Here is a 15,347-nt window from a genome sequence, read left to right on the forward strand (position 1 = left end):
CCGGTAGCTCGTCAGGCTCATAACCTGAAGGCCGCAGGTTCAAATCCTGCCCCCGCAACCATCTCAAATTGCGATGCCAAATCGCGCATATCAGCCGCCCCAACCGGGCGGCCTTTTTGTGTCCGCAAGTTCTGATGGTTGCGCCCTCCCGCAACCACCTCAACTTGCGAGGGACCCAAGTTCTGATCGGAGCCGGTCCCCGCAACCATCTCAACTTGCGATTGGCCCGCCCCTCCGGTGGGCCGTTTGCTTTTGAGCGATACCGCAAGGATACCGGCCAGATCGCCGCGCACGTCGATCTGAAGCGTGCCATTCTCCGGCGTCAGGATGATCTCCCGCACCAGGGAGCGGATCACATCGGCCGCCACCATGCGCTTGGCCTCGGAATCCTCCTGGAGCGCCGCATACAACTCGTCGACCTGAATGCGGTAGTGATGCGCCATGTTCGGGTGCAGCAGGGGCGGTGGCTCTTCGGCGCTTTCAAGGAAGCGAGACAGCTCGTTCTTCCGCGTTTCGAGCTTGGTGCTGCGCTCTTTCACCATGTCGATCGGCATGGCGTCCTTGAGATAAAGATCCATGATCTTCTCGAGCTCGCGCTCGATCCGCTTCACTTCCGCTTGCGCCGCGTCGATCGATGCACGGCCCTCCATGCGCAGCCGGTTCATCTCGCGGGTGAACTCGTCGCAGAACTCCTTGAATAGCTCCGGGTCCATCAGGTGATGGCGCAGCGCGTTGAGAACGCGCGCCTCAAGCTGGGCGCGGCGGATGTTCTTGCGATTGTCGCAGGTGCCCTTGTTCCGCGCCGTCGAGCAGCCGACCAGAGCGGCCGAGATCATCGAATAGCCGCCACCACAGCAGGCGCATTTGGTCAGGCCCGAGAAGAGATATTTGGGGCGCCGGCGCTCCCGGAAGTGGTTCTCGACCTCGCCATCGTCGCCGTGGCTCCGTTTGACCGCCTGCTGGCGCTCCTTCACGGACTTCCAGAGATTGTCGTCGAGGATACGAAGCTCCGGCACGTCCTGCGTGATCCATTCCGATTCCGGGTTCGGGCGTGCCTGGCGCTTGCCGGTGTCCGGGTCCTTGAGGAAACGCTGGCGGTTCCAGACCAGCTTGCCGACATACATCTCATTGTTGAGAATGCCGTTTCCGCGCTTCGGATTGCCATTGATCGTGCTGAAGCCCCAGTCGCCACCGCCCGGCGCCGCGATGCCGTCCTTGTTCAGCTCGAAGGCGATCCGCTTGGCCGACTTGCCGGTGGCGTAATCGCGGAAGATGCGACGGATTACCTCCGCTTGCACCTCATTAATCGTCCGGTCGCCGCGGACCGGCTCGCCGTTGCCGTCGAACTTCTTGACCACATCATAGCCATAGGCGTTGCCGCCGCCCGACTTGCCGGCCTCGACGCGGCCGCGTTGTCCGCGTCGGGTCTTGTCGGCCAGATCCTTCAGGAACAGCGCGTTCATCGTGCCTTTAAGGCCGACATGCAGATGCGTGACCTCGCCCTCTGAGAGGGTGAAGATCTTCACGTCGGAATAGGCCATGCGCTTGAACAGGCCGGCAATGTCTTCCTGATCGCGCGACAGGCGATCCATCGCCTCGGCTAGCACCAATCCGAAGCGTCCGCGGGTCGCGTCGGAGATCAGGGCCTGGATGCCGGGGCGGAGAAGCGAGGCGCCGGAGATCGCGTGGTCGGTATATTCCTCGACGATCTGCCAGCCCTGCTTCTCGACATGGAGGCGGCAGATGCGGAGCTGGTCGGCGATCGAGGCGTCGCGCTGATTGTCCGATGAATAGCGGGCGTAGATCGCGACCTTCACGATGCTCTCCTCACGAATGTCAGGAGCGCGGCGGGCGGCGTTCCTTTATCTGTTCCTCGTAGACCTCCCGCGCCGCACGGCGAGCGAGCAGGCGAACCAACTCGACCATGCGCGGGTCGGGGCCATCGCCGCGCCGCGCAAGCGTCAGTTCCGGCTCGACGAGCCGGAGCGCACTCTTCTGCTTTGGGCGGTTGCCGTGGTCCATCGTTGCGCCGTTCGAAGCCGATTGCAAGGTGATCGTCTTCACGATTTCCTTGATCGGAAGTATAAGCAATGGAAATCACGGTCGAATATTTGGTGGAAACCGGCGCTGTCCGGATCCGTCGCGCGTAGTCGGGCGCGCAGTATCGCGCCCTGGCAGACGGGAATGACCGCCCTATTGCGGGCTCATATGCCAGTCGCTGAGGTCCGTTCTGCATAGGCAAGCAGTACACCAATCTCAATTTGTCAGCTTCGCTAAAGGGGCAAGCCTGTCATCAGGCGGGTCACTCTGCTCCGTTATCGGAGTGCGGCTTCCAATTCCTCCTTTCGCTCCTTCCAATCGGGCATCACTGTTTCAAGCAATGCGCGCCATCCGTCGCCATGATCAGGGTAGAATGCATGTGCCAGTTCGTGGCAAATGACATAGTCAATCAACTGCAGACGCGCTCTTACCAAGTCTATGTTAAGCAAAACACGCCCACTTGGCGTATAGCTGCCCCATCTCTTCGCCATGGGACGAATGACCAGTGAAGGCCGCCTCAACCCTTTACGAATAAACGGCTCCAACACGATTTCGAACCGTTGGCGGAGGACCTCACGCGCTCTCATTCGATAAAATGTCTGAAGGAGACGTCTGCAATGAGGTTGATCGTCTGGAGTCCTGGCCGCAATCACCATGCGGCCACCGTCGATCCGCACATGAGGGTCATCAGATTTTTCGACAGAGAGCCGGTACTGCCGACCAAGCAGAACATGGGTCTCACCCGAAATGTACCGACGCTCCGGCGTAACCTTCGGTCTCTGGGCAATCGTATCGATCTGAGCGAATATCCAGGCACCTTTCCGGTGCGCCCTGGTTCGGATTTGTTCAATGCCCTCGCCAACCGGGGCAAAGACAGTCACCTCACCCGTCGGGCGAACATCAATGCGCAGTGCGCGCCTCACCGTACGGGTCAATTCCGCTGTGATTCTGCGCTCTCCCCAACATATCTCGATTTGCTCGGCCGACTGCGAGACCATGACTATCCTCACTGAGCCAGCCGCACACGCGCCGATGCCAGAACATCATCGACGATACCATCAAGAACACTCGGGTCGATCAGAACGCCCCTTTCTTCCCGCAGCTCCTCGAAAAAGAAATCGTCGATATCATTTCGAATGGCGTTCTCCACATCGCGGTCATATTGCCAGCCGACCTTGCGCCGACGCTGGATGATCTGACTGATCTGTAGAGCAATGTCGGCAGCCAAGTCTGGATCATTCATGCCGACTTTATCCAGGTTGCGCTTGGTCAATCCCCAGAACGTCTGGGCATGGCTGTCATCCCGAAGGCAGGCTGGCGTCGGATCGGCTTCGTCCTGCCGCGTAAGCACCTTGTCCCGCAACGCCTTGATCTTGGAGAGATAGGTCAGGTCGCTGATCCGCCCGTTGTGGAAGTCTGCGATTGTGTCGCGCACAAGTTTTGAGAACTTCTCCAAGAAGATTGGATCTTCATCCCACTTTTCTTCAATCGAACGGGTCAATTGGTGGGCGATCGTATCCGCCACAGATGCATCGCTTTCGGTTTTTTCCTCCAGTCGCTCTTCAATCGCGATGTCGTCGAATATATTCAACGGCTCGACCAACGTTACGACGTCGCGTGCAATGACGTGGCGATCCAGCAACTGACGAATGCGCCTTTCATAATCACGCCAGTCAACACGCTCGGCGTAACGAAGCGTGACTGCGGCACGCAGGGAGACGAACCGTCCGAGATCATCCTTCCAGCGCTTCAGCAGTTCCGGCATCGTCGCCTCAATAAAGGCCGGAGAGGCAAGCGCCACCGTGAAAGCCCGCGAAAACGCCGATAACCGCTCATAGAACGTGGCTCTGATCTCCTCATCCGCCAGAAGACGCGCATAGGCTTCCGCATCAAAAGTGTTCGAAACGGATTTGAACAGGTCGAGCAAAGCGGCGTGCGCACCTGGCACCTTGCTCGCCTCTTCCCGAATAGCCACGACACTCCTGGCTATGTCCTCTGGGCTGAAGCCTTGTAAGGCATCGTAGCTTGCAAGCGCATCTCCGAGGTCTTTCAGGACGCCGGTGTAGTCGATGATGAAGCCAAAGGGCTTATCCGGCGCGCCGTCTTCGTCGAATACCCGATTGACGCGGGCGATTGCCTGCAAAAGTCCATGCTCCCGCAGCCGGCGGGCCACATAGAGCACCGTGTTGCGTGGCGCGTCGAAGCCCGTCAGGAGCTTATCGACAACAATGATGATATCTGGGTCGCCGGGGCCTTTGAATTGCTCGACGATGGTTCTGTTATAGGCTTCCTCGCCCCCATGCCGCTCCATCATCTTGCGCCAGAAGGTGCGCACGAGATCGTCATCAGCTTCATCGACCTGGTCTTCGCTCTCGCGCATCTCCGGCGCAGAGATCACGACTTCCGTGGTGACAACGCCAAACTCGTCGAGGAGCTTCTTGAGCTGGATGGCGGCTCGCTTCGAGGGGGCCGCAAGCTGCCCCTTTAGCCCTGTCCCCTTGAAGTTGGTGGAAAAATGCTGGCCGATATCGAAGGCGATCGACTGAAGCCTGGAATCCACGCCTTCGATCTCACGGGCGCGGCTCATCTTGCGCTTCAGATCGGCGCGTTGATCGTCGGAAAGACCGCGCGTGTGGACCTCGAACCAACGGTCGATCTGCGCGTCATCGACATCGGTGACGACTTCCCGCCCTTCATAAAGAAGCGGAACGACGGCCTTGTCATCGACGGCATCTCGCATCGAATAGGCAGGCTGAACCAGCTCGCCAAATTTTGCGAACGTGCTCTTCTCCTTCTTGGCGATCGGCGTGCCTGTGAAGGCGATGAAGCAGGCATTGGGCAGCACCTCGCGCATGCGGGCGTGCAAGCTGTCGAGATTGCCGTACTGGCTACGATGGCTCTCATCGACCAGTACAAAAATGTCGGATGACGTGTCGACGATCCGCCGCTTGTTGAGCCCCGCGCGAAATTTGTGAATGAGCGTGGTGACGACCGGGGTCTTGTCTTCGATCAGAGACAGCAGGTTTTCGCCCGTGGCGGCCCGCTTCGGCTCCTGGCCGGTGGCACGGAACGTCTTGGTGATTTGGTCGTCAAGATCGGTGCGATCCGTGACGATGACGATGCGCGCCGATGCGTGCGCCATCGCGATGGACTTCGCCAGCATCACCATCGTCAGGCTCTTGCCTGACCCTTGCGTGTGCCAGACCACGCCTCCCTGGCGGCGGCCGACGGCGTCACGCTCCTCGATGCGCTTCATCAACGTCTCGATGGTCGCCACCTGTTGATAGCGCGCAACCTTCTTGTGAGGGCCGTCGAACAGCATATAGCGGCGTATCAGCCGCATGAAGCGCTCCGGTCGGCAGAGACCGACGATCGTCTCATCCAAAGGCGTGACGAACCGGTGCTCTTCCATCAGGCCGTCATGACGCTTCATATGTGGGGCGAAATCGAGGGCCACGCGTTTACCCTGGACGGTATCGAGCGGCCGATTGACCACGTCTACCGCGAAGCCCGACGGGTCTTCGCGTTCCTTCCACACGCTCCAAAGCTTGCGCGGCGTTCCGACGGTGCCGTAGCGAGGATCGTGGCTGTTGGCGGACAGCAGCAACTGAGCGGAATAGAAAAGCGCCGGCACGCCTTCGCCCGTTTTCTGATTGCGAATTTGCTGGCTGACGCCCTGATCGGCGGAAACGTGTGATGCCTTGACCTCGATCACGCCTAAAGGAATGCCATTCACGAGAAGAACGAGATCGACACGGATGGTCGGCCCGCCGGCTTCGCTGACGGTATACTCGCTTGCCACCTGAAATGTGTTGGCGCGCCAGTCGTTCCAGTCGATGAACTTGAATGGCCACTCACGCGACGTGACGCCGATGGATTGCGGCAACGCAATGCCGAGCAGCAGGTCGTCGGTCATCCGTTCGTTGGCGCGCACGACGCCCTCGGGAATGCGCTCGGCGAGCCGACGAACCGCAGCATCGATATTCGCTTCGGAGAACGGATAAGCCCGTCCATCGACATGAATCCGATTGATCCGCGCCAGATCATCCCGGAGCTGGGTTTCGAGGAACGGTAGCGTCCGCCGCCCGTCGCGCCATTGATCGGTCTCCGCCCGGGTCACGTAGCGCCAGCCGCAATTGATCAGCGTATTTAGCGCCTGAAGCTGGGCTCCACCGGCTTCGGACACAGGGAATTCGGGGGAATGGTTCAAGGCGTTGTGCCCCCGCCACTAGCTTTTGGTCCGCGCTTCGCCTTCTTCGTTGTTGGAGCCGGCTTCGTGATCCACGCAAACGCGCACTTGTAGCCAAGAGCCCGCAACTCGTTGGCGGCCTGCCGAAAAGTGACCAAACTGAAAAATGGTAATCGGCTTGCACCAGCGCCAGCACCAGAGCAGAGCACCGCATAAACAATGAGGTGGCTCGCCTCACTGAACGGAGACGCGGAATCTGCCACAAGCGGCTGATAGCCAGTTAGGCCACGTGCTGCCTCTTGGATAAGGATTTCCGCCCGCAACCGATCGCGAAATGCGCCGTCCATTTTCATGACTCGGGCCGATACCGTGCCCTGGTTGAAAAGATGGCTGAGACGAGATGATGAGGTCTGATCCTTCACGTGGATCATCGCCCCATCGTTGGCGAGAAAATCGCATGCTTCGATTGCATAGGATGCGCCGGTCGGCTTCACTAATTTGCGATCAAGGCAGAGCATGGTGTGCCCGCCGGCTGCAATTCGGTTGTTATATTTCTCTTCGTTCTCATCAGCCAACGCAGCCGGCATGACATACGACGTCACTTTGGCGAAAAACGCAGCAACTTCCGTCGCAAGGTTTGTGTCGATCCGATACCAGCGATCGGCGGACAGAACATATTTCTCGCCATTCAGATCGGTCTCGAAGACCAAACATTCCCTTATGCGCCAGCTCTGTCCATTGTCCTTGCCTTCATCATTGCATTCGTGGACTTTGTGGCCAGCGAGATGCTCGACGAGATAGGGCCCGAACGCCTTCTCCTTCAGGTCATCGACGTAACCGCCGATTTCCAGGTCGGTATGGATATTGGAGCTATTGAACCCCTTATAGCGAATGTGCCGCGCCTTCTCGGGGTCGTAGATCACGGGATAGGCAAGATGTAGCGTGTCCGGAATTACGGCGGTCAAGCAGCTATTGAGCGCGACAACCAGCGCCGCGTCTAGGAAATCGATTGTTGCCTTATCGCGGACGTGCTTGATCTGGTCGATCCAAGCGAAGTTGGTCTTGTAATCTGCCTTGCCAAAGGCCGAGAACGCGTCGGCACAGACTTGGGGCAGATCGCTGACGTCCACCTCCTTCGTCAGAGTCAGGCCGTCGCTGCCTGCGACCCTTGAAGCAAAGGTCGTGTTCTTCGGTTCCCCAGCAAGACCTCGGACGATATCCCGCTCGATGTCGATGCTGAAAGCCGTTTGATCGGACCGGCGGGCCGTCTGCGTTCTACGCGAAGTGGTGTTTTCGTCCGGCGTACGGATATCGGCACTACGGAGCTTATCGGGATCGACAGTGTTCAAGACCACCCGCAGGCCGAAATCCTGCTCAAAGGCATCCGGATCGAGCTTCACATGACCAAGGCCGAACGACACCGCGAACCAACGCCCAGACGCTTGGACGAAGACAAGCCCATAAGCGGTGGAGTTCGTGAGCTTGGCCTTCTCCTCCGTGGTTAAATCAAGGAATTTTGCCCATTTAGGCGCGCCACCGCCGATGGTGTCGAGCGAGATTTGAGCGCCGTCCAGCTTGGCCCAAGCAGACAGTTCCACGCCATCCCGAACGCTGTCGGCGGGCTGCTTACCTGCTCGCAGCAGTCGGATCGAAACGGTTTGAGACTTCTTCGTCATGACACGCCCCCCAGATGTGCTTGACGAGGTGCAGGCGACGGATCGAAGCGCTCGTCTAGCCGCCATTCACCCGTGAGCAGTTTTTGCATCAGGCCGCGTTGCTGGATGCGGAGCGCCGATGCAGCCTCTATCGTCGTCTTGAGGTCTTCCTCCATGGCGGTGAGTATCTGGCCGATCCGCTTCTGCTCACGGACATCGGGAACGCGCAGCACCATTTCGGCTAGGCCGTCGAAGTAGATCCTGGTGCGCACGCTGCCGCTTCCGACGGTGATCAGATGGTCACGCCATCGCTTCGTTCCGATCAGGAAGCGCAAGAAGTTAGGATCGGCTCTGCTTTTGCGCGCTCGGAACACGACGTAGTCGGGGCTAACGAGAACATCCTCGTCGTATCGCGATGCCGCGATCGAACCGATGTTCAGGCGCATAGGGTTGTAGGCAATGGCCTGCGGCGGCACGACCAGATAGCGTCGAAGGTCGGCGGCCATCACATGCGCACGCATGGGAATAAGACCTTCGCCCTTTATCACCCCCATCACGCGATCGGGCCCATGACCGGCGGTATTTCGCTGCTTCAGCTCTTCGGCAATCTCACTAAATTCAGCGGGCGCCCACGAGTTGCTGCCTTTCCCCGAAGCTTGGTATGCTTCGATCAGGCGGACACGCGCGGCATCGAATCGCCGCTGTTTGGCAGCGATCAGACGTTCACTCTGGCCAATAGCCTGATCCCATGCGTCTAACACCGCAACAATACGCTGTTGTTCGGCAAGAGGAGGGAGGGCGATTTCAATGATGGAAAGGTCATCCCTGTTCACCTTGGGAATCCCCGACCTCATTGAGGCAGATACAGCGGCTTTAAAAAAGCTCTCTCCCAGGAGGACGTAGTAGGAAAATTTTGGAATGACCAGTTTGCGGGAGAATTCTATGGGGTAGATATCGGCGCTGCAAAGACCGTCGATCTCGGCAAAGTAAACTTTATTCAAGTTTGGGCGGATTTTTGAATATATGACCTGACCTTTCTTGAAGATGTATTTCCTCGAAATTGCATCTTGTTCAAGGGCTGTCGATAGCGGTGTCACAAGCTCGCCACCACCCTCCCTTATGTGATCTGGGCCAACAAGGATCATATTGCGGTAGTTATCGGCTTTGGGATCGACCTGCCCATTTGCAATGGTTGCGATTTCGCCAAACGCGCACGAAGTCCAATCGGACGGCAAGCTACGTGTCACGCTCCACCCCCTTCACCGATCCGGCGTTTACGCCAGTCGCCATAGCTCTGGCCGGTGGTGGCGTGTTTCCAGTAACGGTTGCCGCTGACATTGCCGCCATAGACGGTGCCAGCTGCACCAGAGGGAGAATCGAAGGCAGTGTCGGCGGTAAAGCGCAGGAATTTCCCGTCGCCGTCCGGCACCAGCACACCGTCGGCGATGAGTTGCGCGCGACGGCGCTTCAGTCCCTCGCCACAGCTCGGGACCTCCTGGCGCTTCGCGCGTGATCCCGCCAGTACGACGAACTCGTCGCTGGCCTCGCGCGCCTTGGCATCCGTTCCCGCCTCGGTGAAGGTGAACAGCGCATCGGTGGCGGAGGTGACAGGCGCGACCGTACCAGCAACTTCGTCTCCTCGGCTTGTCGTGCCGGCTTCCTGTCCCGCCGGACGAAGAACATCGAACCCGAGCACCGGCAGCAGAATCTCGATCTCGTCGAGCACCCGCTCCATGTCGGCGATTTCCGGCTCGGGCAGCCCCTTGAAGGGCGGCTCGGTGCCATTGACCAGCTTGGCGCGGCCCGCATTGCGGATGGCGGCGATGACCCGGCTTTCCAGATAGCGACCATGGGCCTTGGTCAGGTTTTCGTCCTTGGAGACGACCAACACCGCCCGCGTGAAGAACTCCTTCGATTCGTCGCCGTCATGCGCGGCCAGACGGGTCTTCACCTGGTCGCCTTCGCCGACATAGACGAGCTGCCGGCCCGGCAAATCCGGGTCGGGTCCGACGAGGAGATAGATACCGGTGCGGCCCGCCTCTTCGCGCCGGATCAGATCGGGCAGGGCGGTGCGAGAGGCGACGGCGGCGCGCACCGACGAGATGCCGAGTTCGGCCGTGATGACGCCGGACGGCGAGCCATCGACCAAATAGAGTTTCAAGGTGCGGCCGCGCCGGGAGGCGGCGCGCGAAGGAGCCTCAGACATTGATGCCAAGCTCCTTCAGATAGGCATTCATCTTCTTGCGCGTCTCGGCGAGCTGGCCTTCGAGGTCGCGGATTTCGTCCTGCACCGCCTGGAGATCGACTTCGGGCTCCGGTTCGAACGTATCGACGTAACGCGGAATGTTGAGATTGAAGCCGTTGACCTCGATTTCCTGGAACGTCGCCTTGTGCGAATAGCGCTCGATCTCCGCGCGGCTGCGATAGGTCTCGACGATCGTCTTCACGTTGTTGTCGGTCAGCCGGTTCTGTTTCTTGCCCGGCTCGAAATCGCGACTGGCGTCGATGAAGAGAATGTCACGCTCGTGCGAGCGCAGCCCATCCGTCTCGCGGGATTTGTCGAGCACCATGATGCAAACGGGAATGCCAGTGGTCGGGAAGAGCTGCGCCGGCAGTCCGATCACGGCATCAAGGAGATTGTCCCGGATCAGCTTCTCGCGGATCTTGCCCTCGGCCCCGGAGCGGAAGAGAACGCCGTGCGGCGCAACCACGACGACACGCCCGACGGACGGCCTTGCGATCGCCAGCATGTGCAGAATGAAGGCGTAATCACCGCGGCTCTTGGGTGGCATGTGCGGGGTGAAGCGCTTATAGGGGTCGGGAAGGGCGTTCCCTTCCGAATCCGTGTTGCCCCACCACTTGTCGAGGCTGAACGGCGGATTGGCAACCACCACGTCGAACCGCATCAGGTGATCGCTTTCGATCAGCGTCGGCGAGTTGAGGGTGTCGCACCAGTCGATACGCGCGCTGTCCTGGGCATGCAGCAGCATGTTGAGCCGGGCGAGCGAGCGCGTGCTGCCGTTCGATTCCTGGCCGAAAAGCTGAAAATTGGCGTCGGGCACTTCCTCGCCGGCACGCAGCAACAACGATGCCGAGCCGCAGGCCGGATCGCAAATCCGGTCGCCGGACTTCGGATTGGCGAGCTTGGCGACAACCTCCGACACCTTGCGCGGCGTAAAGAACTCGCCAGCCTTCTTGCCCGCATCCGACGCGAAACGCTCGATCAGGAAGATGTAGGCATCGCCGAGGATATCTTCGGACGTCTCGGACAGGTCGAGACCGGGTTTGGCGAAATCCTCCAGCAACATCTTCAGCCGCCGATTGCGGTCCTTGGTTTGTCCCAGATTCGTTTCGGAGTTGAAGTCAATCGCGCGGAAGAGACCACCGAGTTTGCCTTCGTTGGCCTTTTCGATCGCATCTAGGACGATGTTGATCAGCTCGCCAATGTTGTCGCGCCCACGACGCTCATGGAGGCTGTAGAAATCGCCGAGAAAGCTCTCCTCGACCTCGTTGGTCTTGCTGTTCTTAAGCTCTACGGTCGGCAGCTTGAAGCGTTCACGATCCAGGCGGCGCTGGATGCGGAGTTCATCGCCACCGAATTCGCGGCGGAACTCTTCAACGTGCTTGCGGCGCACATCGCTGATGTATTTCAAGAAGAGCGCGGTGAGCACATAGTCCTTGTACTGCGTGGCATCGACAGCGCCGCGGAAGGTGTCGCAGGCGCGCCAAACGGCCGAAAGAATGTCTTCTTGCTGAAGGGTGGGCATGACGTCTCCTATGAATTTTGGATCGTGGTGGCCGCGCGGAAGGCACGCGCGAGGGCCTCACGACCAAGAAGGGAATTGAGATTGGCGAGGCGTTGCAGAAGAGCGGCTTCGTCGTGAAAGGACCGCGCCAGTTCCGCAATCAACCTCTGCGTGGGCATCGGTGGGAGAGGAACGACAAGCCTATCGAGAGCTTCCTTGGGAAGCCGGGCGAGTCCAGTGCCCTGCTTATTGCCGGAGAACGCTGCCTGCGTCGCGGGAAGATCGAGAAAGGCTGCCAGATAACCAGGATCGACCTTCGACGGGTCGGGCCGGACCAGATAGAGATCCAGGGAAATGAAGGCACCGAGCCACGCGTGAGCGGCCTGACAAACATCAGTCGTGGAACCGCGCGCTGCGACGATCAGGTCGCCTTCCTCTATTGGCAAGGCCCTGGCGACGGCCGGCGGTTCGCCGGTCGCGAGATTGGGGGCGCGGCCAGACCTCAAGTCGGACAAGTCGGATAGCCGCACAAAGTGCGCAATTCCGCTGCCGCCTTCCTGAACCGCCACGCCGGAGTAGATGCCGGATATTTTTCTCAGTTCGAGCATTCCTCAAACTACGAAATAGATCGCCGCCTGTCAATCGAGTTAGACGCGCTCTCAAACTTATTTTTGAGGTCGATGGCATTGGCTGGGCTAGGCTCACGGCCAGCGACCTATCCGATGGCGGAGCTTAGGGAGCGCGGGCCAGCCCGCTGAACACGTCTCATCCAGGCCGCGATAGAGTAAGAGGGCTGAGGGGGGGCGTGACGGGTCGAGGACTGGAGAAGAGGTCTCCGGCGCCCGTCATGGAGATTTCCCATGAACATGCAGGTGCTGGAAGCCCGTCGTGACGTCGGCGGCGGCTATAAGGTGGATGTCTCACGCGGCGAACGTGTCGGCCGTGTTTCGTCCGAATGGTTTTCCCGCCCGCACGACGAGCGGTTTCTGTCCCTCGGCGAACTGGCCGGTGCGGTGCGCGGCCGGGCCGAACGCAGCCGGACCCGTGTGGTGGAAACCGCGCTGATCCATGTCGAGGCAAACCGCACCGATCCCGAGCGGCTGTCGCTGATCTTGCCGGGTGCCGAGGCGCCCGTCGCCCCCACTCACTGGAGCTTCGGCCAGCTCGCCGCCCAGGTCGGTGCGCCAGCCGCCTATCTGCGCAATCTTCCTGCGGCGCTGGCCGGCATCAATCTGCAATATGGCCTGACCTCGAACCGGGCCGAACAGATCAAAACGTTGGAAACCGAAGAAGGCCATGTCGAACTGCGCGCTGTCACCGGCCCGGACTATGGCCGCATCTATGACTATGAACTGGTCGAAGCCGTCCAGCGGATCGCAGGCAACGGCACGGGCGATACGCGCTGGAAAGTGCCGGGCGTGCTCGACTGGTCGAGCGGGATCTACAATCCCCGCGTCGACATCACTCAGGACACCACGACGCTCTATGCCAGCGATCGTGATGTGTTCCTGTTTTTGGTGGATGACCTGAATCCGATCGAAGCCGGCCGGCTTCCCGATGGCTCACCCGACCTGTTCTTCCGCGGCTTCTATGCCTGGAACAGCGAGGTCGGCGCGAAAACGCTCGGCATGGCGAGCTTCTACCTGCGCGCAGTTTGCCAAAACAGGAATTTGTGGGGCGTCGAGGATTTCGAGGAAATCACCATCCGCCATAGCAAATATGCCGCCTCGCGCTTCGCCCATGAGGCGGCCCCGGCGCTGCTGAATTTCGCCAACTCGTCCCCCATGCCCTTTATCAACGGCATCAAGGCGGCGCGGGAGCGGATCGTGGCGCGGACCGACGAGGATCGCACCGACTTCCTGCGCCGCCGCGGCTTCTCCAAAGCCGAGACCGGCAAGATCATCGAGACGGTGCTGGCCGAGGAAGGTCGCCCGCCGGAATCCATCTTCGATTTCGTCCAGGGCATCTCGGCGGTCGCGCGCGACAAGCCGCACCAGGATGCCCGTCTCGACATGGAAGCGAAGGCGAAGAAGCTGCTCGACCGCGCCGCCTGATGTTCCGCAAAGCCGGAGATGCGGTTTCCCGTGCCTCCGGCTTTGCGCTTCCGCACATTTGCGGACCGATGTTCGTCACTATTCCCCACGCCTTCCTTGCCCATTTGTAGCCCATAGGTTACAGTGAGTATTCAGGAGGGCACCTATGGCCATCGTCAAAACCAATCCGATCGCGATATCCGGGCATTGGCATTCCGGCGTTGCGATGGATCTTCACACGATCAGCAGCACGCCGGTCGGCTATAATGATTTCGGGTACATGCAGTTCGAGACGGTCCGGCCTGAGATCGCCGAGTTGTTGTTCCGCCTGAAGAACCGGGCTGACCGTTCTGCCGCGGCTCCCATCATCGAGACGGTTGCCGATTTTCTCGGGCATCATCGGGACAAGTTCGACGCAATCGTGCCGGTCCCCCCTTCGCACCCGCGCGCCGTCCAGCCGGTCATCATCATGGCGGAAGGCATCGGGCAGGCTCTGAATATCCCAGTCCTTTCCTGCATCACCACGACGCGCCCGACGGGTCAACTCAAGAACATCACCGATCCCGATGAGCGCAAGGAGCACGTCAACGGACTTTACACCGTCGATGCCGCACAGACGCGCGGCCGCAAAATCCTGCTGTTCGACGACCTCTTCCGCTCCGGCACCACCATGAACGCGATTACCGATGTCCTTCTGGATGCCGGCCAGGCGCAGGTGGTGCGGGCGCTCACCATCACCAAAACACGGAGCAACCAATGAACACCATCTTCATCGGTGGCTCGCGGCACGTTTCCCGTTTACCGGCCGAGGTCAAGAAGCGCCTCGATAACGTCATCGCCAGCCACCATCAGGTCATCATCGGAGACGCGAATGGCGCTGACAAAGCCGTTCAGAAGCATTTCTTCGACGCCAACTATGCCAACGTCACCGTTTTCTGTTCGGGCGATGCGCCGCGCAACAATCTCGGGTCATGGACCACGCATCGCGTCGATGTTCCCAAAGGGACAAAGGGCTTTCAATTCTATGCCGCCAAGGACCGGGAGATGGCGCGCGAGGCCGATTTCGGCCTGATGATCTGGGACGGCAAAAGCCCCGGCACCGTGCTGAACGTTCTGCGCCTGGTTCAGGCCGGCAAGATCTCGGTCCTCTTCAATGTGCCGGACAAGGCGGCGGTCAACGTCAAGACGGTCGAGCACTATCGCGATTTCATCCGCCAGTGCGATCCGTCTTTCTGCACCGACCTTCGGGATCGGGCGACACCGCAGGAATGGGCGTTGATCGAAGCCGATCCGCAACCCAGCCTGCTCGATCATACACACCCAAGCCTGATGGACGTTCCGGGGGCGTCGGGCGCGCTCCCCGCGCAACCAGCCGAGGAGGCCGTTCGGACCCTCAACGCCGCGCTGGCATCCGGCGACGCGACGCGGATCATGAATGTTCTCGGCGCAATCGCCCGCGACCGAGGGATGAGCCAGATCGCCCGCGAGACCGGCCTTGCACGAGAAAGCCTCTACCGATCGCTCGATGCTGGCGGGAATCCCGAGTTCGTCACCGTCATGAAGGTTCTGTCTTCGCTGGGAGTGCGATTGGAGGCGAAGCCGCACGATCTATCCCCGGTTCCAAATGCCGCGGTCCTGTAGAGGAAGAGGGCGGCGCTTCGCTTCGTGACGGGTTGGAGGTCGA

General features: G+C 60.0%; 12 protein-coding genes. 3 read left to right on the top strand and 9 right to left on the bottom strand.

All coding sequences use genetic code 11. The features are described from left to right. Positions 1-17: 17 nt before the first annotated feature. The 9 genes from AA0535_RS07700 to AA0535_RS07740 form a co-directional block, all read right to left on the bottom strand. A complete protein-coding gene (locus AA0535_RS07700; RefSeq protein ID WP_264815369.1) occupies positions 18-1,817 on the bottom strand; it encodes a recombinase family protein in 1,800 nt (599 codons plus the stop codon). Between the two features lie 19 nt (positions 1,818-1,836). Then, on the bottom strand, positions 1,837-2,064 hold the full coding sequence (locus tag AA0535_RS07705; RefSeq protein WP_264815370.1) for a hypothetical protein: 228 nt from the start codon (positions 2,062-2,064) through the stop codon (positions 1,837-1,839). A gap of 251 nt (positions 2,065-2,315) precedes the next feature. After that, positions 2,316-3,038 carry a M48 family metallopeptidase gene (locus AA0535_RS07710; RefSeq protein ID WP_264815371.1) on the bottom strand — a complete coding sequence of 241 codons (723 nt, stop codon included), beginning with the start codon at positions 3,036-3,038 and terminating at the stop codon, positions 2,316-2,318. An 8-nt stretch (positions 3,039-3,046) separates the two neighbouring features. Next, positions 3,047-6,250, bottom strand: a complete 3,204-nt coding sequence (locus tag AA0535_RS07715) for a type I restriction endonuclease subunit R (protein ID WP_264815372.1) — start codon at positions 6,248-6,250, stop codon at positions 3,047-3,049. Beyond that, on the bottom strand, positions 6,247-7,905 hold the full coding sequence (locus tag AA0535_RS07720) for a DUF6119 family protein (protein WP_264815373.1): 1,659 nt from the start codon (positions 7,903-7,905) through the stop codon (positions 6,247-6,249). The genes AA0535_RS07715 and AA0535_RS07720 overlap by 4 nt, the downstream gene beginning before the upstream one ends. Then, positions 7,902-9,131, bottom strand: coding sequence for a restriction endonuclease subunit S (locus AA0535_RS07725; RefSeq protein ID WP_264815374.1), 1,230 nt, complete (start codon positions 9,129-9,131; stop codon positions 7,902-7,904). The genes AA0535_RS07720 and AA0535_RS07725 overlap by 4 nt, the downstream gene beginning before the upstream one ends. Then, positions 9,128-10,090: a GIY-YIG nuclease family protein gene (locus AA0535_RS07730; protein ID WP_264815375.1), complete on the bottom strand. Its 963-nt coding sequence runs from the start codon at positions 10,088-10,090 to the stop codon at positions 9,128-9,130. Before AA0535_RS07730 ends, AA0535_RS07725 begins: the two co-directional genes overlap by 4 nt. After that, positions 10,083-11,651, bottom strand: a complete 1,569-nt coding sequence (locus AA0535_RS07735; RefSeq protein ID WP_264815376.1) for a type I restriction-modification system subunit M — start codon at positions 11,649-11,651, stop codon at positions 10,083-10,085. The genes AA0535_RS07730 and AA0535_RS07735 overlap by 8 nt, the downstream gene beginning before the upstream one ends. An 8-nt stretch (positions 11,652-11,659) precedes the next feature. After that, entirely contained in the window at positions 11,660-12,238 is a 579-nt protein-coding gene (locus AA0535_RS07740) for a restriction endonuclease subunit S (protein WP_264815377.1), read from the bottom strand. A gap of 252 nt (positions 12,239-12,490) precedes the next feature. On the opposite strand from AA0535_RS07740, the gene AA0535_RS07745 reads away from it, so the two are divergent. The 3 genes from AA0535_RS07745 (at position 12,491) to AA0535_RS07755 (ending at position 15,304) form a co-directional block, all read left to right on the top strand. Beyond that, positions 12,491-13,684 carry a DUF932 domain-containing protein gene (locus AA0535_RS07745; protein ID WP_264815378.1) on the top strand — a complete coding sequence of 398 codons (1,194 nt, stop codon included), beginning with the start codon at positions 12,491-12,493 and terminating at the stop codon, positions 13,682-13,684. Positions 13,685-13,829: 145 nt separating this feature from the next. After that, positions 13,830-14,423, top strand: a complete 594-nt coding sequence (locus tag AA0535_RS07750; RefSeq protein ID WP_264815379.1) for a ComF family protein — start codon at positions 13,830-13,832, stop codon at positions 14,421-14,423. Then, entirely contained in the window at positions 14,420-15,304 is an 885-nt protein-coding gene (locus tag AA0535_RS07755; RefSeq protein ID WP_264815380.1) for an addiction module antidote protein, read from the top strand. Before AA0535_RS07750 ends, AA0535_RS07755 begins: the two co-directional genes overlap by 4 nt. Positions 15,305-15,347: the final 43 nt, after the last annotated feature.

Origin of the sequence: Asaia krungthepensis NRIC 0535, assembly GCF_025995175.1 — a bacterium.
Taxonomy (GTDB): Bacteria; Pseudomonadota; Alphaproteobacteria; order Acetobacterales; family Acetobacteraceae; genus Asaia; species Asaia krungthepensis.